The organism is Enterobacter sp. UNJFSC 003 (assembly GCF_036903355.1).
Classification (GTDB): domain Bacteria; phylum Pseudomonadota; class Gammaproteobacteria; order Enterobacterales; family Enterobacteriaceae; genus Enterobacter.
In genome coordinates this window covers 96,806-114,935 of the sequence record NZ_JBAKHK010000009.1, presented here as the reverse complement: position 1 = coordinate 114,935, position 18,130 = coordinate 96,806, and the positions used below count along the sequence as shown (strand labels likewise).

16 protein-coding genes and 1 pseudogene are annotated in these 18,130 nt (G+C 58.5%); 10 read left to right on the top strand and 7 right to left on the bottom strand.

Going from position 1 to position 18,130, the window contains the following annotated elements; translation table 11 throughout:
- Window positions 1-170: 170 nt before the first annotated feature.
- Entirely contained in the window at window positions 171-929 is a 759-nt protein-coding gene (gene xynR, locus V5P19_RS18475) for a DNA-binding transcriptional repressor XynR (RefSeq protein ID WP_334406209.1), read from the top strand.
- 4 nt (window positions 930-933) lie between these two features.
- Here the strand turns inward: xynR and V5P19_RS18470 are convergent, their stop codons facing one another.
- The 5 genes from V5P19_RS18470 to V5P19_RS18450 all read right to left on the bottom strand — a co-directional run bounded on the left by V5P19_RS18470 (window position 934) and on the right by V5P19_RS18450 (window position 7,691).
- Window positions 934-2,547, bottom strand: a complete 1,614-nt coding sequence (locus V5P19_RS18470) for a glycoside hydrolase family 43 protein (RefSeq protein ID WP_334406207.1) — start codon at window positions 2,545-2,547, stop codon at window positions 934-936.
- An 11-nt stretch (window positions 2,548-2,558) separates the two neighbouring features.
- Entirely contained in the window at window positions 2,559-3,941 is a 1,383-nt protein-coding gene (locus V5P19_RS18465) for an MFS transporter (RefSeq protein WP_334406215.1), read from the bottom strand.
- A gap of 225 nt (window positions 3,942-4,166) precedes the next feature.
- Entirely contained in the window at window positions 4,167-6,134 is a 1,968-nt protein-coding gene (gene yagF / locus V5P19_RS18460; protein ID WP_334406205.1) for a xylonate dehydratase YagF, read from the bottom strand.
- Window positions 6,135-6,148: 14 nt separating this feature from the next.
- Window positions 6,149-7,057, bottom strand: a complete 909-nt coding sequence (gene yagE, locus V5P19_RS18455) for a 2-keto-3-deoxygluconate aldolase (RefSeq protein WP_334406203.1) — start codon at window positions 7,055-7,057, stop codon at window positions 6,149-6,151.
- A 181-nt stretch (window positions 7,058-7,238) separates the two neighbouring features.
- Window positions 7,239-7,691: a YhcH/YjgK/YiaL family protein gene (locus V5P19_RS18450; RefSeq protein WP_334406201.1), complete on the bottom strand. Its 453-nt coding sequence runs from the start codon at window positions 7,689-7,691 to the stop codon at window positions 7,239-7,241.
- A gap of 676 nt (window positions 7,692-8,367) precedes the next feature.
- Between V5P19_RS18450 and arcA the strand changes: the two genes are divergently transcribed.
- The 5 genes from arcA to V5P19_RS18425 all read left to right on the top strand — a co-directional run bounded on the left by arcA (window position 8,368) and on the right by V5P19_RS18425 (window position 13,535).
- On the top strand, window positions 8,368-9,588 hold the full coding sequence (arcA, locus tag V5P19_RS18445; RefSeq protein ID WP_334406199.1) for an arginine deiminase: 1,221 nt from the start codon (window positions 8,368-8,370) through the stop codon (window positions 9,586-9,588).
- A gap of 10 nt (window positions 9,589-9,598) precedes the next feature.
- Complete coding sequence (gene arcC / locus V5P19_RS18440) at window positions 9,599-10,510, top strand: carbamate kinase (protein WP_334406197.1); 912 nt, start codon at window positions 9,599-9,601, stop codon at window positions 10,508-10,510.
- A 26-nt stretch (window positions 10,511-10,536) separates the two neighbouring features.
- Window positions 10,537-11,541: an ornithine carbamoyltransferase gene (gene argF / locus V5P19_RS18435; RefSeq protein ID WP_334406195.1), complete on the top strand. Its 1,005-nt coding sequence runs from the start codon at window positions 10,537-10,539 to the stop codon at window positions 11,539-11,541.
- A gap of 47 nt (window positions 11,542-11,588) precedes the next feature.
- Window positions 11,589-12,992 (top strand): YfcC family protein, encoded by a 1,404-nt coding sequence (locus V5P19_RS18430; RefSeq protein WP_334406193.1) that lies wholly within the window; start codon window positions 11,589-11,591, stop codon window positions 12,990-12,992.
- Between the two features lie 63 nt (window positions 12,993-13,055).
- Entirely contained in the window at window positions 13,056-13,535 is a 480-nt protein-coding gene (locus tag V5P19_RS18425; RefSeq protein WP_334406191.1) for an ArgR family transcriptional regulator, read from the top strand.
- Here the strand turns inward: V5P19_RS18425 and V5P19_RS18420 are convergent.
- Window positions 13,532-13,656, bottom strand: a pseudogene (locus V5P19_RS18420) (hypothetical protein). The gene V5P19_RS18425 and the pseudogene V5P19_RS18420 sit on opposite strands and share 4 nt — an antisense overlap.
- Here V5P19_RS18420 and V5P19_RS18415 point away from each other — a divergent pair.
- The 4 genes from V5P19_RS18415 (at window position 13,636) to ridA (ending at window position 15,641) form a co-directional block, all read left to right on the top strand.
- Window positions 13,636-13,740: a pyrBI operon leader peptide gene (locus V5P19_RS18415; protein ID WP_168769597.1), complete on the top strand. Its 105-nt coding sequence runs from the start codon at window positions 13,636-13,638 to the stop codon at window positions 13,738-13,740. The pseudogene V5P19_RS18420 and the gene V5P19_RS18415 overlap by 21 nt on opposite strands.
- Window positions 13,741-13,774: 34 nt before the next feature.
- On the top strand, window positions 13,775-14,707 hold the full coding sequence (pyrB, locus tag V5P19_RS18410) for an aspartate carbamoyltransferase (protein WP_248060595.1): 933 nt from the start codon (window positions 13,775-13,777) through the stop codon (window positions 14,705-14,707).
- A 12-nt stretch (window positions 14,708-14,719) separates the two neighbouring features.
- Entirely contained in the window at window positions 14,720-15,181 is a 462-nt protein-coding gene (pyrI, locus tag V5P19_RS18405) for an aspartate carbamoyltransferase regulatory subunit (RefSeq protein ID WP_014830457.1), read from the top strand.
- Window positions 15,182-15,254: 73 nt separating this feature from the next.
- Window positions 15,255-15,641 carry a 2-iminobutanoate/2-iminopropanoate deaminase gene (ridA, locus tag V5P19_RS18400; protein ID WP_334406182.1) on the top strand — a complete coding sequence of 129 codons (387 nt, stop codon included), beginning with the start codon at window positions 15,255-15,257 and terminating at the stop codon, window positions 15,639-15,641.
- Between the two features lie 47 nt (window positions 15,642-15,688).
- On the opposite strand, the gene V5P19_RS18395 is transcribed toward ridA, so the two are convergent.
- The gene (locus V5P19_RS18395; RefSeq protein WP_334406180.1) at window positions 15,689-18,073 is read right to left on the bottom strand and encodes a family 20 glycosylhydrolase; all 2,385 of its coding nucleotides are present in this window, start codon (window positions 18,071-18,073) and stop codon (window positions 15,689-15,691) included.
- Between the last annotated feature and the right edge of the window lie 57 nt (window positions 18,074-18,130).

The window sequence follows — 18,130 nt, the reverse complement described above, 5'->3', positions numbered from 1 at the left end:
GTGTGGTGAAATCCGGTCGTGAATTTAATGCTGAAATACCGCTTGCCGGATAACCGGCAAGACGGTATCTCTCCCACGGGGAGAGGGAGAACACCAGCTCCATTTCATTGATTTTTCACCCCGAAAAAGGTACGTTTTCGCCTTAATTCCAGCGTGGACATGCCAGCATTATGCCGATTATTCAGTCTGTTGAACGTGCGTTGCAGATCCTCGACCTGTTCAACGAGCAGGCCACCGAGCTTAAGATCACCGACATCAGCAAACTGATGGGGCTGAGCAAGAGCACCCTTCACTCGCTGCTGAAAACCCTGCAGCTTCACGGCTATATCGATCAGAACCCGGAGAACGGTAAATATCGCCTCGGCATGAAGCTGGTCGAGCGCGGCCATTTTGTCGTGGGCTCTATCGATATTCGTCAAAAGGCGAAAGGCTGGCTGACGGAACTGTCCCAGCGGACCGGGCAGACTACCCATCTGGGGATCCTGGACGGGCGTGAAGGGGTCTATATCGAGAAGATTGAAGGCAAGCTGGCCGCCATCGCCTATTCGCGCATCGGCCGCCGCCTGCCGGTTCACGCCACCGCCATCGGCAAGGTGTTGATTGCCTGGCTGGGCGAGGCCGAGCTGAACGCCCTGCTGGAGGGCTATCAGTACACTACCTTTACTCCCTCCACCCTCGCCTCTCGTGCAGCCCTAATCACTGCGCTGGCGCAGACGCGAAAGCAGGGTTACGCCCTGGACAGTGAAGAGAACGAGCAGGGCGTGCGCTGCGTGGCGGTGCCTGTGTGGAACCACGAGTCCCGCGTGATTGCCGCCCTGAGCCTGTCGACGCTGACCTCCCGCGTGGACGACGCAGAGCTGACTAACTTCCGCGAGCAGCTTCAGCAGGCCGGGCGCCAGCTCTCACGCGCGCTGGGCTACCCAGCCTAAGCCGTTAGACAGGCTCGTAGGTGAAGTAATCAAAATCAGCGTGGCAGCCGTCACCGCTGATGTCCTCGCAGTGCAGCCCCACAAACGCGCCGGTGAAGAAGCCGCGCCCGCCGATGTAGTCATCCGACAGTTTCCACGCCTCATAGGTGACCGGCACGGTATGCCACCTCTCGCCGTCGAACGAGTAGCTGTAGCGATAGACCAGTTTATCCACGTCCACCCGCAACCAGACGCTCTCCGCATGTTCCGGCACCGGAATCGGCTGCTCGTGCAGCGGCCACGACGGCACGTTGTGGTCGAGCTGAATAACCTTAATCGTTCTGCCCTGCCCCTCCTCGTAGTCCACAAAGCAGTAGCTCCAGTTTTTGCTGTTGTAGTAGCAGGTCAGCCCCGCGCTCTGCTGGAAGTGGACCGGCGAGAACTGCATCCGCGTTTCTGAGCGGAAGGTGAAGTGCTGCCAGCGGCGCGCCACGGTCGACTGGGTGAAGGTCGAGTTGAGCGAGTCGTTGCCGTAGAGCCGTAAGTAGCCCGGGCGCGCGGTGAGCGAGCCAAGGCTGTCATCGAACGGGATACGCAGGGTCTGCAGCTCAGGGTCGAGCGTGCCGCCGTCAAAATCGTCCCGCCAGCTGGCCGGGGAAGATGCCGGGCTTTCCGCCACCGGCAGACCCGGCACGGTGACCTGCGCGTGTTTGCCGCCTTCCACGTACGGCCAGCCGTCGCGCCATTCAATGCGGGCGATACCGGTCTCACGCCCCAGCGGGCAGTAGCCGCGCCCGCCGGAGGCCAGCAGCGGCACACCGGGCAGGCGCAGGGGCCGGCTGGTGAGGTAGGCCATATACCACGCTCCCGTATGCGTCTGCAGCAGCGAGCCGTGCCCGCTTTTTTGCAGCGGGTTTTCCGGCAGATGCCAGCTGGTCATCATCGTCACCTCTGGATGCAGCTCGTACGGCCCGTCGATGGATTTTGAACGCAGCACCACGACCGCGTGCTCATAGCTGGTGCCGCCCTCGGCCACCATCAGATAGTACCAGCCCTCTTTGCGGTACAGATGCGCCCCTTCGGTGTAGCAGAGCGGCGTACCGGTAAACAGGGTTTTGCGCTCCGGCGAGAGGGTGCCGGTCTGCGGATCAAACGCCTGCATCACAATGGTGTTGTGCGGGTTGCTGTGGTGGCGCGGCCCCCACGGGCGGTAGAGGTAGTATTTGCGGCCATCCTCGTCGTGGAACAGGGACGGGTCAAACCCGCCGTTGCCCATCGGAATCGGCTCGCTCCACGGCCCCTCAATGGACGGTGCGGTAACGAGAAAGTTGCGGCCGTTCTTCCACGGCGAATCGACAATTTTCACGTCAGTGTAGAGCAGCCAGAACTGCCCGTCAGCGTAGCTCAGGCACGGCGCCCAGATACCGCCGGAATCCGGGTTGCCCTTCATGTCCAGCATCGACACCCTGTCAAGCGGGGTGCTGACCAGCGACCAGGTGTTTAAGTCGCGGGAGTGGTAGATGCGCACGCCGGGAAACCACTCGAAGGTCGAGGTGGCGATGTAGTAGTCCTCGCCCTGGCGGCACAGCGACGGGTCCGGGTTAAAGCCGGTCAGGATCGGGTTAGTAATGGTTGTCATGTTGCCTCCAGTTAATGGGATGCGGCTGTCGCAGCGGCGGGAACGGCGTCACTTTGCGCCGCGCGGTGCTTGATCAGCTGCTGGCTAATAGCCTCCACGCGGGCGTCGCTGAGCGTGTAGAGCGACAGCATGATGAACATGCCCACGTAGAGCACCACCGGCACCACGCAGAACAGAATTTTGATGGTGGTCAGCACCTCGACCGGCTGCACGGCAGTGCTGGCGGAGTAATTCACGTAGGCCAGGATCCAGCCCACCACCGCCCCGCCAATCGCCAGGCCAATCTTCAGGCTGAACAGGTAGGTGGAGAACACCAGCCCGTCGAGGCGGCGCCCGCTGCGGCTCTCCTCGTAATCCACCACGTCAGAAGCCATCAGCCACTGCAGCGGCGTGGTGGTGTTAAAGACAAACAGGAACAGAATATTGAGAGCGAAAATCAGGGCCATGTGCTCGGCCGGGGTGAAGAAAATCAGCAGGCTGATCAGCGAGTACACCACAATAATCCACTTGAACGCCTTCACGCGGTCAAAGCGTCCCAGCAGGCGAGAGGAGCAGAGCGAGCCGAACATGGTAGCGATGCTGCCGTAAAGTAAAAACTGCGTCGCCATCTCCGGGTGATCCATCACGTACTTGACGAAGTACAGCGTCGCCCCGCCGCGAACCACGTTAGAGCAGGTCGCCATCATCTTGAACGCGCACATGATCCGCCACTGGCTGTTGCCCAGCAGCAGCTTGAGATCGTTAGAGACCGACGAACCGGGCTGCACTTCAAAGGTGTAGCGCTCTTTGGTGGTGAAGAAGCAAACATACAGCAGCACCACGCCGCTCAACCCCAGCACGCACATGGCGCCAAAGTAACCGACCTGTTCGTTGCCTTTTCCGATGATGCTCACCAGCGGCAGCGCGACGCCGCTGATGGCCAACGACCCCGCTGCGGCAAGGAAAAAGCGCCAGGACTGCAGGGCGTGGCGCTCTTTCGGGTCGGCGGTGATCACGCCCGGCATGGCGCAGTATGGGACGTTAACGAAGGTGTAGACCAGGGTCAGCAGAATGTAGGTCACACAGGCATAGATGATTTTGCCCTGCGCGGAGAAGTCCGGCGTGTAGAAGGTCAGCACGCAGACGATGCCGAACGGGATGGCGCCCCACAGCAGGAACGGGCGGAACTGGCCGTGCCGCGTGCGGGTGCGGTCTACCAGCAGCCCCATCAGCGGATCGGTCACGGCGTCGAGCACGCGGGAGACCAAAAACAGCGTGCCCATAATCCCCGCCGACAGGCCGAAGACGTCGGTGTAGAAATAGGCCAGCAGGAACATCGTGGCCTGCCAGACGAAGCCGCAGGCGGTGTCACCCAGCCCGTAGCCAATTTTATCTTTCATCGTTAATTGCATCATCATTGCACCTTTATTTTCGTATGCTGATTTCACAACATCGTGTTAATAGAGTGTAATGAGCTGCTCAATTATTCAGCAATGGTCATATCTTATTTTCGAATTACGTTATTTTGCTTTTGTGACGCCAACGATATATTGCAACTCATTGTTTATATTATTAAATAACAAAAACAACCAAGCCGTCCGTGGGATATTTCCCGCAGACGGTTTTATCTCAGAAAATAATTAAATGCCGAGCGCTTTTTTACCGGCGTTAATTACTTCAATGATTTTATCGGTGTCATAAATACAGCCTTTCCAGGTGCCGCCGCTCACCGACTGCAGCGCCGCCCACAGCCGGGTATCGTCCGGCAAAAAGTCGTGGGCGTGCAGGTCCGGGTGCGTCTGCCTTACTGCCAGCTCGCGCGCGCCCTCTTCCGGCGTCAGCGGCTTGTCCGCCGTGCCGATGAAGTTCACGCTTCCGGTCAGCGTCAGGCGGTCGACCGCAATGTCAACGATGTCGTTATCGCGCAGCTTGCCGATAGGCCCGCCCGCCAGCGCCTCCGGCGACACGTGGCCAAAGCAGGCCCCCGTCGACACGCCCGAAAAGCGCGCATCGGTGATAAGCGACACCGTTTTGCCCCACGAGATATGCTTCAGCGCGGAGGTCAGCTGGTAGGTCTCTTCCATGCCGGTGCCGGACGGCCCGCCGCCGATCACCACCATGATATCGCCCTGCGCAATCTCTTCCCGCTTGATGGCCTTCATCGCCTGCGCTTCCGAGACAAATACCCGCACCCGGCCGGTGTGGCGGTAAACGCCATCGTCATCCACCACCGACGGGTCGATTGCCGTGGCTTTGATCACCGAGCCTTCCGGCGCGATATTGCCCGTCGGGAAGCAGACCGTCGAGGTCAGCCCTTTCGCTTTTGCCTTCCCGGGCGGGAGGATCACGTCATCTGGATCCACGCCATCCTGCTCGCGCAGGCACTGGCGGAATCGCGCCCGCCGTTCGGATGCTTGCCACCAGTCGAGGTTCTCGCCCACCGTCTGGCCGGTGACGGTCATCGCATCCAGGTGCAGCAGGCCGAGATCGCGCAGGTGGAGCATCACCTCCGGCACGCCGCCCGCCAGGAACGCGCGCACGGTCGGGTGGTAGTCCGGGCCGTTGGGCAGCACGCTCACCAGGCGTGGCACCCTGCGGTTGACGCGCGTCCAGTGTTCAACGTCCGGAATAGTGCAGCCCGCCGCGTGGGCGATGGCCGGAATGTGCAGCAGTAAATTGGTCGAGCCGCCGAACGCCGCGTGGATCACCATCGCGTTTTCGATGGCGTTATCGGTCAGGATGTCCTGCGTGGTAATCCCGCGGTTATCCAGCTCGCTCACCGCCCGTGCCGACTGGCGGGCGATCTCCAGCCAAACAGGTTGCCCGGATGGTGCCAGCGCGGAGTGCGGCAGCGCCAGCCCCAGCGCTTCGGCAACCACCTGCGAGGTGCCCGCGGTGCCGAGGAACTGGCAGCCGCCGCCCGGCGACGCGCAGGCGCGACAGCCCAGCTCGGCGGCCTCCTGCAATGAGAGTTCATGGTTGGCGAAGCGCGCGCCAATGGTCTGTACCTTGCCCGCGTCTTCCCCCACGGTCGGCGGCAGCGTCGCCCCGCCCGGCACCAGAATGGTCGGCAGGTTATGCATCGCGGCCAGCGCAATCATGGTCGCAGGCAGCCCTTTATCGCAGGTCGCGACCCCAATGACCGCCCGGCGCGTTGGCAGCGAGCGGATCAGGCGGCGAAACACGATCGCCGCGTCGTTGCGGTACGGCAGGGAGTCGAACATGCCGTGCGTACCCTGCGAACGCCCGTCGCACGGATCGCTGACGAAGGCCGCAAACGGGATCCCGCCGTTGCGGGTGATCTCCTTCGCCGCCGCCTGCATCTGCATGCCGATCTCCCAGTGCCCGGTGTGGTAGCCCAGCGCGACCGGGCGTCCGTCTCCGGCGCGGATGCCGCCCTGGGTACCGATAATCAGCACCTCTTTGCCGGTCAGCTTGTTGGCGTCCCAGCCCATTCCGGCGTTCTGCGTCATGCCGAACAGGTTGCCGCTGGGGGATTCCATCAGCATTTGTGGGGTCAGCGGCAGCGCGCCCTGCGGCCCCGCCGCATGGGTGATGACGGCATAAAACGCATCGTCCTGCGGGGTAAAAATTGTCTCGATGGTCATGGTTGTCTTCCGGCTCAGCAGAGCTTGAGCTGTTGCAACAGGGTTTTCAGCAGTGCCTTACGCGGCTCATCCAGCGGTGACGCGGGCGGCAGCACGTGCGTGGAGATCGGACGCCCGCAGAGCACAATCGCCTCTTTTATCACGTTCACAAACGGCGTATCGAGCTGATACATCTGCGGGATTTGCAGCAGGGTCTGATGATACTCAGCCGCTTTCGCCACGTCTTTATCCCGCCAGGCTTTCAGAAGATTCACCGACACCTGCGGCGCAAAGTTGCCGCTGGCGGAGATCGCCCCGTCGCCGCCGAGCAGCAGGGTATTAAAGAGATGATCGTCATAGCCGCACAGCACCGAGAAATGCGGATGCGCCGCTTTGACGGTGAGGATCATGCTGCGCAGATGGGCGACGGAATCGATCGTGTCTTTAATGCCGACAATATTGCTTCGCGAGTCGGCCAGGGTTTTGACCAGCGCAGGGGTCAGATCCTGCCCGGTCAGCGCCGGGAAGTTATAGAGCATTACCGGCAGCGTGACGCTGTCGGCCACCTGCTCGAAATAGCGGATCAGGTTCGCTTCCGATACTTTCCAGTAGTAAGGGTTGATCACCACGATGCCGTCGGCCCCCGCCTGCTGGGCGTGCTGGCTGAGCGCAATGGTTTCCCGGGCGTTGGTGCCGCCGGTGCCAATCAGCACGGGCACGCGGCGATCGACGTGACCGATAGCAAAGCGCGCAATGGTTTTACGCTCTTCGGCGCTGAGCTGAGAGAATTCGCCGCCGCTGCCCAGAAAGAACAGGCCGTCAACGCCCGCGCGGATCAGATCGTCGATCAGCGCGGCGGTGCCTTGCTTATCAAGCTGGCCATCGGCGGTAAAGATGGTGGAGACGGGGGGAATGATTCCCGTGAATAACACAGTCTGCGACATGAGATCTCCTGGCTGAATCATTTTGTTCTACATTATAGAACAGCGTTCATTAATTTAATGACCATACTATGACGCAGAAAAGGCGCAGGTAAATGGGAAGGAAAGAAGGAGTGTGGGAAATTTAAGCTGGATCACATATTGTCCGCTCACCCCTCACCCCAGCGGGGCGAGGGGTGAGGGGTTACTCAACCTGCATTTTCACGACCACTTTCCTAACCTTAGCCGGCATCCCCACCGCACACAGCGGCTTATGGACCTCACCCGGATAGAAGACGACAAAGTCACCTTCGCTCAGCACCACGGTTTTTTCCTGCTCGCCTTCCGGCAGGAACGCGATGTCTTTGTCCACCAGCCAGTCGGTGTCCGGCGTACCGTGCGGCAGGGTGCTGAAGGTCATACCTTCCTGGCCCTTCATGACGATCTGTATATCCAGGTAGCGCGCGTGATACTCGGCGCGGCGCTCGGCAAACGGCTGGGTCATGTCTTCAGACACCAGATAAAACAGGCTGTTGCCGTCAATATCGTGCTTGCCAAGCGGCGTGGCGTCGGTGACGTGGGCTTTAACGTGCTCAATGGCCTGACGCAGTTCGTCAGGCAGCCAGGACTGCAGATGGTGGATGTTGCCAACAATCATGATCAAACCCTCAATATAAAACATCGTTTCATTTTTATCTTTTATACGAGAATTCGCACTGCCATACCACTTCTTTTTAGACGAGATTTGCGCGAACGCATGTTTATCGGGGATTGTGTTAATTCCCTGTTAATCACGGTCAGGCATTTATGCAGTGATTATGCATAACATCAGCGACGGGCTGGCGCGCAAAAAAATAATCCTTTGATATATAACCTTTAATAACAAAAACCACTACCACCTCACACTTTACCGTTCTAATAAATTGCTTTTAAAAACCCATAATTATTTATTGATTTTCCTTAAATCAAAAATAGTTAACAACCATAATTGCATACTCATTCCTCAATCAATAATAAATCATTTAAAATCAGCGTGATAACTAATCGTTTCAAAAGATTAATTTCTACAAAATAATAACAACCACAAATAATGACAACGAATCCTGCTTAGCTATTCACCTCATCAAAATAACCAATTAATCATTATCTGATGCGAATCATGCAAATGAAAACAAACCCCTTAATATCCGTTTTCGCGTGAGCAGCATCACAATACGGATTATTTAACTGCCTAGTATGAATCACGAAATCAATTGAGCTTAGCCGCCATGAAAATATACATGTCACATGGCGCATGCCCTTTTTATTCTGAAAAAACAGTTAAAGGAATAATTATGGAAAAGCATTACGTCGGTTCTGAAATTGGTCAATTGCGTAGCGTTATGCTGCACCGCCCAAATTTAAGTCTGAAACGGCTAACGCCGTCGAACTGCCAGGAGCTGTTATTCGATGATGTGCTCTCGGTTGAACGGGCAGGTGAAGAACATGACCTCTTCGCGAACACGCTGCGCGAGCAGGGTGTGGAAGTCCTGCTGTTGACCGACCTTCTCACCCAAACGCTTGATATTACAGAGGCCAAAGCCTGGCTTCTGGATACGCAAATCTCCGACTATCGTCTCGGCCCGACCTTTGCCGGCGACGTCCGCGGCTGGCTGGCGGATATGCCGCACCGCGAATTGGCCCGCCGGTTAAGCGGAGGATTAACCTACGGCGAAATCCCTGCGGCCATTAAAAATATGGTGGTCGATACCCACACGGCGAATGATTTTATTATGAAGCCGCTGCCCAATCATTTATTTACGCGCGATACCTCCTGCTGGATTTATAACGGCGTGTCGATTAACCCCATGGCAAAACCCGCGCGCCAGCGTGAAACCAATAACCTGCGGGCAATATATCGCTGGCATCCCGCTTTTGCCGACGGGGATTTTATTAAGTATTTCGGTGATGAAAACATTAATTACGACCACGCGACGCTAGAAGGCGGCGACGTATTAGTGATTGGCCGCGGAGCGGTATTAATCGGCATGTCCGAGCGCACCACCCCGCAGGGCGTGGAGTTTCTCGCCAACAGCCTGTTCAAACACCGCCAGGCCGAGCGCGTGATCGCCGTCGAGCTGCCAAAACATCGCTCCTGCATGCATCTCGACACCGTGATGACCCACATCGACGTGGACACCTTCTCCGTCTACCCGGAAGTGGTACGCAAAGACGCCCAGTGCTGGACGCTCACCCCGGACGGCCGCGGCGGCCTGCTGCGCACCCAGGAAACTGACCTGCTGCACGCTATCGAAAAAGCCCTCGGCATTAACCAGGTGCGCCTGATTACTACCGGCGGCGATGCGTTTGAAGCCGAACGCGAGCAGTGGAACGACGCCAATAACGTGCTGACCATCCGCCCGGGCGTGGTGATTGGCTACGAGCGCAACGTGTGGACCAACGAGAAATACGACAAAGCGGGGATCACCGTGCTGCCGATTCCTGGCGACGAGCTGGGGCGCGGTCGCGGCGGCGCGCGCTGCATGAGCTGCCCACTGGAACGCGACGGAATTTAAAGGAGTCATCATGGAAAGAAAACCCACTCTGGTTGTGGCGCTTGGCGGTAACGCGCTGCTGAAACGCGGCGAGCCGCTGGAGGCGGAGACCCAGCGCCAGAACATCGCGCTAGCGGCCCGCATTATCGCCGGGCTGACGGCGCAGTGGCGCGTGGTGCTGGTGCACGGCAACGGGCCGCAGGTCGGGCTGCTGGCGCTGCAGAACAGCGCCTACGACAAAGTTGCCCCCTACCCGCTCGACGTCCTGGGGGCTGAAAGCCAGGGAATGATCGGCTACATGCTCCAGCAGGCGTTGAAAAACACCCTGCCCCAGCGCGAGGTGAGCGTTCTGCTCACCCAGGTAGAGGTGGATGCCGCCGACCCGGCGTTTAGCAACCCGACCAAATACATCGGCCCGGTTTACAGCGAAGCCCAGGCAAACGCGCTGCAGGCGGAAAAAGGCTGGGTATTCAAGGCCGACGGCAGCCACTTCCGCCGCGTAGTGCCCTCACCACAGCCGAAACGCATCGTTGAGAGTGACGCCATCACGGCGCTGATCCAGCGCGACCATCTGGTGATCTGCAACGGCGGCGGCGGCGTGCCGGTGGTGGAAAACGCCAACGGCTATCGCGGGATTGAAGCGGTGATCGACAAAGACCTCTCCGCCGCCCTGCTCGCACGTCAGATCGAGGCCGATGCCCTGCTGATCCTGACCGATGCCGACGCGGTATACCTCGACTGGGGCACCCCGACCCAGCGCCCGCTGGCGCAGGTCACGCCGGAATTGCTCAAGGGCATGCCGTTCGACGCCGGTTCGATGGGGCCAAAGGTGGCCGCCTGCCGTGAATTTGTTGAAGCCTGCAATGGGATAGCCGGGATCGGCGCGCTGGCCGACGGCGCGGAGATTCTGGCGGGCGAGAAAGGCACGTTGATTCGTAACTGAACACTTATTTTAAAAGGATTTCTCACATGACCATCAACCTGAAAAACCGTAACTTCCTCAAACTGCTGGACTACACCCCGGCAGAGATCCAGTACCTGATCGACCTCGCCATCGAGCTAAAGGCGGCCAAAAAAGCCGGACGCGAAAAGCAAACCCTGGTGGGGAAAAACATCGCTCTGATCTTTGAAAAAACCTCCACCCGCACCCGCTGCGCGTTTGAAGTGGGCGCGTTCGACCAGGGCGCGCAGGTGACGTACCTCGGCCCAAGCGGCTCCCAGATTGGCCATAAAGAGTCGATGAAAGATACCGCCCGCGTGCTGGGGCGGATGTATGACGGCATCGAGTATCGCGGCTACGGCCAGGCGATTGTCGAAGAGCTGGGCGAGTACGCGGGCGTGCCGGTGTGGAACGGCCTGACCGACGAGTTCCACCCCACTCAAATCCTTGCCGACCTAATGACCATGCTGGAGCACGCGCCGGGCAAAACCCTGCCGGAGCTGAGCTTTGCTTATCTGGGCGACGCGCGCAACAACATGGGCAATTCCCTGATGGTCGGCGCCGCGAAAATGGGGATGGATATACGCCTGGTCGCACCGAAATCCTTCTGGCCGGAAGCGCGTCTGGTTGAACAGTGCCGCGCCATCGCCAAAGAGACGGGCGCGCGCATCACCCTTACCGACGACGTGGAAGAAGGCGTGCACGGGGCCGATTTCCTCTACACCGACGTGTGGGTCTCCATGGGCGAGCCAAAAGAGGCCTGGGCCGAGCGCGTCAGCCTGATGACGCCGTACCAAATTAACGCCTCAGTGATGAAGGCCACCGGTAACCCGAACGTGAAATTCATGCACTGCCTGCCGGCGTTTCACAACGAGCACACCAGGGTCGGCCGCGAAATCGAGATGGCCTACGGGCTGAAGGGACTGGAGGTGACCGAAGAGGTCTTCGAATCCCCGAACGCTATCGTCTTCGACGAAGCAGAAAACCGCATGCATACCATTAAAGCGGTCATGGTGGCGACACTCGGCGACTAATTACCGCCCGGCGCGCCGCGGGGTGCGCCGGGTTTAAGGAGCAGATCATGGGCAAGTTCAAGTTTCCCTCCGCTTACACCATTCTCTTTTTTCTGATCGCCGTTGTCGCCGCGCTGAGCTGGATAGTCCCCGCCGGTCAGTATCAGATGGCGATGAACGAAGCGCTCGGCAAAGAAGTCCCGGTTGCCGGAACCTACGCACACGTGGCGGCGCATCCGCAGGGGATCGTCTCCGTGCTGATGGCGCCGATTGCCGGCCTGTACGATCCGGTCTCCGGCCAGGCCGGGGCGATCGACGTGGCGCTGTTTATCCTGATCATCGGCGGATTTCTCGGGATCGTCACCAAAACCGGCGCGATTGACGCCGGAATCGAGCGCGTCACCACGCGACTACGCGGGCGGGAAGAGTGGATGATCCCGATCCTGATGGCGCTGTTTGCCGCAGGCGGCACGATTTACGGCATGGCCGAAGAGTCGCTGCCATTCTACACCCTGCTGGTTCCCGTCATGCTGGCCGCCCGTTTTGATCCGGTGGTGGCGGCTTCTACCGTGCTGCTGGGGGCCGGGATCGGCACGCTTGGCTCAACCATCAACCCGTTTGCCACGGTGATCGCCGCTAACGCCGCCGGGATCCCCTTCACGAACGGCATCGCCCTGCGCGTGGCGCTGCTGGTTATCGGCTGGATCATTTGCGTGGCGTGGGTGATGCGTTACGCCCGCAAGGTTCGCAAGGATCCGTCGCTCTCCATCGTCGCCGACAAGCAGGAAGAGAACCTCGCCCATTTCCTCGGCAGCAAGGGCGAGCAGTCGCTGGAATTTACCCCGGTGCGCAAAATCATCCTCGTGATTTTCGCGCTCGCCTTCGCGGTAATGATTTACGGCGTGGCGGTGCTGGGCTGGTGGATGGCGGAGATCTCGGCGGTGTTCCTCGCCAGCGCCATTATCGTCGGCCTGATTGCCCGCATGAGCGAAGAGGAGCTGACCTCAACCTTTATCAACGGCGCACGAGATTTGCTGGGCGTCGCGCTGATTATCGGCATCGCCCGCGGTATCGTAGTGATCATGGATAAAGGCATGATTACCCACACCATTTTGCACAGCGCCGAGGGCATGGTCACCGGGTTATCCACGGTGGCGTTTATCAACGTGATGTACTGGCTGGAGGTGGTGTTGTCGTTTCTTGTGCCTTCTTCGTCCGGCCTGGCCGTTCTGACGATGCCGATCATGGCGCCGCTTGCCGATTTCGCTAACGTCAACCGCGACCTGGTGGTCACGGCTTACCAGTCGGCCTCTGGCATCGTTAACCTGGTCACTCCCACTTCTGCCGTTGTGATGGGCGGGCTGGCTATCGCCCGCGTGCCCTACGTGCGTTATCTGAAATGGGTGGCGCCGCTGCTGGGGATTTTGACGGTGGTGATTATGGTGGCGCTAAGCCTGGGGGCGTTGTTGTGAATATTTGAAGTTGTAGGCCCGGTCCGCCGGGCATTTTTTCAGCCACTTACATGGGAAATAGTTATGACGGAATATGGTGATTACTCTCCAAAAGAACAGCTTCAGCTGACGGTTTGCCAGCGTCTGATCGCAGAAAAGAGTTATCTCTCCCAGGAAGAGATCCGCCGCGATTTACAGGAGCGTGGTTTTGAGACCATCAGCCAGTCCACCGTTTCGCGTCTGCTCAAGTTGCTCGGAGTCATAAAAATTCGAAATGCTAAAGGGCTAAAGATTTATTCGTTGAATCCTCAACTGCGCCCTGCCCCTGACGCCGCGCGGACCGTTTCCGAAATGGTGGTCAGCGTGGAGCATAATAGCGAATTTATCCTTATTCGTACCGTCGCCGGATATGGCCGCGCGGTGGCGCGTATTCTGGATTATCACCAGTTACCGGAAATTTTAGGCGTGGTGGCAGGAAGCAGTATTGTCTGGGTTGCCCCCCGGGTCGTGAAGCGGACCGCACTGGTGCATAAGCAAATTAATTATTTACTCAGAACGCATTAATATTCATAAAGAACCGTTTGCATTGAGTAAAGCGTGCATTAAATCGCTTGATCCGAAAAGCGAGCTGCGTATAATGCCCGACAATTTGCCGGGAGGAAGCATGGTCAAGCGTGTTCGACATAACGTCTTACCGCGTCTGAAATCAGACGCTGGCCTGCCGTTTTTCTTCCCGTTGCACAACCTATTCCCAGAGCCCCTCATTTGAGGGGCTTTTTTTTGCCCGGCGTCAGGAGATAAACATGAATCCGCTTTATCAAAAACACATCATTTCCATAAACGATCTCAGCCGCGAAGAGCTGGAACTGGTTCTGGAAACCGCGGCAAAACTGAAGGCCAATCCGCAACCGGAGCTGCTGAAGCACAAGGTGATTGCGAGCTGCTTCTTTGAAGCCTCGACCCGCACCCGCCTCTCGTTTGAAACCTCCATGCATCGCCTGGGCGCTAGCGTGGTGGGCTTCTCAGACAGCAGCAACACCTCGCTGGGTAAAAAAGGCGAGACCCTGGCGGACACCATTTCAGTGATCAGTACCTACGTGGATGCGATTGTCATGCGCCATCCGCAGGAAGGCGCGGCGCGCCTGGCGACCGAGTTTTCCGGCGGTATTCCGGTGCTGAACGCCGGAGACGGTGCCAACCAGCATCCGACGCAGACCCTGCTGGATCTGTTCACCATTCAGGAAACTCAGGGCACGCTTGAGAACCTGAACATCGCGATGGTGGGTGACCTGAAATATGGCCGTACCGTTCACTCCCTGACCCAGGCGCTGGCAAAATTTAACGGCAACCGCTTCTTCTTCATCGCCCCGGACGCCCTGGCGATGCCGCAATACATTCTCGATATGCTGGACGAGAAAGGTATCCCGTGGAGCCTGCACGCCAGCATCGAAGAAGTGATGGGCAACGTGGATATTCTCTACATGACTCGCGTGCAGAAAGAGCGTCTGGACCCGTCCGAATACGCCAACGTGAAGGCGCAGTTCGTGCTGCGCGCCAGCGACCTTGAGGGCGCGCGCGACAACATGAAGGTCCTGCACCCGCTGCCGCGCATCGATGAGATCACCACAGACGTGGATAAAACGCCGCACGCCTGGTACTTCCAACAGGCCGGAAACGGCATCTTCGCCCGCCAGGCGTTACTGGCACTGGTTCTGAATCGCGAATTGGCTCTGTAAGGGGAAATGACAATGACACACGATAATAAACTCCAGGTTGAAGCCATCAAACGTGGCACCGTGATTGACCACATCCCTGCGCAGGTCGGCTTTAAGCTGCTGACGCTGTTCAAGCTGACCGAGACCGACCAGCGCATCACCATCGGCCTGAACCTGCCGTCAGGGGAAATGGGCCGCAAGGACCTGATTAAAATCGAGAACACCTTCCTGACCGACGAGCAGGTCAACCAGCTGTCGCTGTACGCGCCGGACGCCACCGTTAATCGCATTGACGATTACGACGTGGTGGGCAAATCCCGTCCGAGCCTGCCGGAGCGCATTGAAAGCGTGCTGGTCTGCCCGAACAGCAACTGTATCAGTCATGCTGAGCCGGTTTCCTCCAGTTTTGCAGTGAAAAAACGCGCCGATGACATCGCACTCAAATGCAAATACTGCGAAAAAGAGTTTTCTCATTATGTGGTGCTGGCCAACTAATTGAGGTTGGTAATGAAATCCCGGCTGTTATAATGGCCGGGAACATTCTTAACGCTGTAATTCTGGAGAAAACATGAGCAAAGTACTCGCGACGGAAAATGCACCAGCCGCTATTGGTCCATACGTTCAGGGCGTTGATCTGGGCAGCATGATCATCACCTCTGGTCAGATCCCGGTTAACCCAAAAACCGGTGCCGTGCCGGAAGACGTTGCCGCTCAGGCACGTCAGTCGCTGGAAAACGTGCAGGCTATCGTTGAATCCGCGGGTCTGAAAGTGGGTGATATCGTCAAAACGACGGTTTTCGTGAAAGATCTGAACGATTTCGCCACCGTTAACGCCACGTATGAAGCCTTCTTTAATGAGCACAACGCGACCTTCCCAGCACGCTCCTGCGTTGAAGTGGCGCGTCTGCCAAAAGACGTGAAAATTGAAATCGAAGCGATTGCCGTACGTCGCTAATTCGCTTTGACGATAAAAAAAGGCAGCCCGGGCTGCCTTTTTTATGACTACTGATTCCGCGTCGCTCTGAGCAGCGTCTCCAGCGGGTACACCGCCGCAATCACCACCTCGTCCTGCACCTTCGCCGCGTTATCCAGCTCGCTCTGAATCGACGCAATCTCGTTGTCGTCAAGCGTCCCCTGCCGTGCCACCAAATCCGTTAGCCTCAGGCCAATCGACGAAAGCTTGTCGACTTCCTGAATCACCGGCTTGATCGCCTTCAGCTGATAGCTGTTTTCGCTTAACGCCAGCGCGTCGCTGGTATTGCTTTGCCAGCGGGTAAACACGTGACGCAGCGCGTCGGCGCTTTCAGCGTCTTCCGCGTCGCTCACCAGACGATCGGCCCATCTGTTCATCTGGCGCACGGTGGTGCTTTCGGCGTTCAGCGCATCCGCAAAGCGGTTGAGCGGCTCGAACTGATGATAATTTCCGGCCTGGAACTTGAGGTGCTGACGCGTGTAATACTGCGCCGGCTCTACCGCCTGGGCGAGGATGTGCAGCGGCAGCGTGTCGGCATTATTCGCCAGGCGGGTGAACTGCACCTGCTGCTGAGTATGCTGCTGCAGTCCGACCGAGACCGTCGACCAGCTGTCCATCGCCTGCAGGCGCATATACATGTTGTCGACGTCCTTCACGTCCTTCGCTGACCATAACCGCTCCGCCACCGCAAAGGCACGCGGCCACAGGCGGATGTCCAGCACCGGTGCGACCACGTTTTCCGCCCACAGTGCCGCTTCGCCACCCAGCAGATTGGCCTGATTCGCCGCATCCGGCACCACAGGCGGAATGCCTTTTGGTACGTCATTCAGACGCGTGCCGCTAATCGGGTAGCGGGCGTTCCCTACCAGAAAATAGCCGCTCAGCTTATCGTTATCGACAGACACCACCGGGCGCGTTTCCCCCATCCAGGTATCGACGGTGAAAGTGACCTGGTTGTCATCACGCCACTGAATGTTCTCCACCGCACGCCGCGATTTTCCGGCGAAATCAATAAACCCGCGCCAGCCCGACTCCCCCTTCACCAGCGTGAAGCTTCCCTCAACCGGCTTGCCCTTCAGGCGCGGCATGCTGAAGGCCCAACTCTGGGCGCTGTCGGTATCGCCAATCTCATCCACGCCGCTTAAGCCCTGCGGCACGATTTCGTTGCGGTAGTGATAGGCGGTGGACTGGGGTTGATCGAGATAAAAACCGGTTGAAAGGATGCCTTTATAGCCATTCTGCGCCACCTGTCCCAGCGCGTCCTGACCTTGCCAGGACTGGATCAGAATACTTTTTGGCAGGTCAGGATGATAGATCTCATCCCAGCCCACCATCTGTCGGTGATGCTTTTCGAGGATCGTTTCCAGCTTGCGGTTGAAATACGCCTGCAGCGCGTGGCTGTCCGCCAGCTTATTGTCACGCATAAATTTCTGGATCGCGGCGCTCGCTTTCCACTGCGTGTCGTCCACCTCATCACCGCCGATATGCAGATACGGATCGGGGAAGATCGCCGCCAGTTCGCTGACCATCGCGTCGGCAAAGGTGTACGTTGCCTCTTTTGTCGGATCCAGCACCGGTTTCAACACGCCCCAGTGGCGCTCCATGTCATACGGCCCCGGCGCGCTCATCAGTTCCGGATAGGCGACGGCAATGGCCGAAGCGTGCCCAGGCATATCGATTTCTGGCACCACGCGGATGCCGCGCTCGGTGGCGTAACGCACGATCTCGCGCATTTGCTCCGGGGTGTAAAACAGCCCGTCGCTGGCAAGCTGGGTCAGCTTCGGATAGCGCGTCGAGGCGAAGCGCCAGCCCTGATCGTCGGTCAAATGCCAATGCAGCACGTTCAGCTTGGCGGCCGCCATGCCGTCGATCTGGCGTTTGATATCCGGCAGCGGAATAAAATGGCGCGCCGAGTCGAGCAGCAGCCCGCGCCACGGGAAGCGCGGCGCATCCTCAATCGAGACCCACGGCAGAGAGGTGTTTTCCGCCCCGTTCTGAACGAGCTGGAGCAACGTTTCCATGGCGCGTAGCGCGCCGAAGCGGGTGTTCGCGGAGATATCAACGCCGTTAGCATCCACCGTAAGCCTGTAGCTTTCGTCGCTGTCCGGCAGCGGCTGCGGCTTGACCTTTTTGGCAATCGCGATACGGATGGTGGGTTTTTGAGGCGTCTTGACCTGCGGCTGCAGCGTCCAACCGGTTTGCAGGGCAATACGCTGGCGAAGACGATTTACGGCGTCACCGAGATCATCCCCGCTGACGCTGACGGAAATTTTATCGTTAAGCACCAGCGCGCCCTGCGCTGTCGGGCGTTCGACCTTGGCGGGCCAGGGCATCAGAGGAAGGTCGCCTGCCGGCGCGGCAAAAGCAGACGCGCCGAGCATAAGCCCGGCGGTTAAGAGGCTGTACCGTAACATGAATGTTCCTTATTTGACGGGCCAAAAAAGGCAAAACATTCTGGTAACATGCGCTTA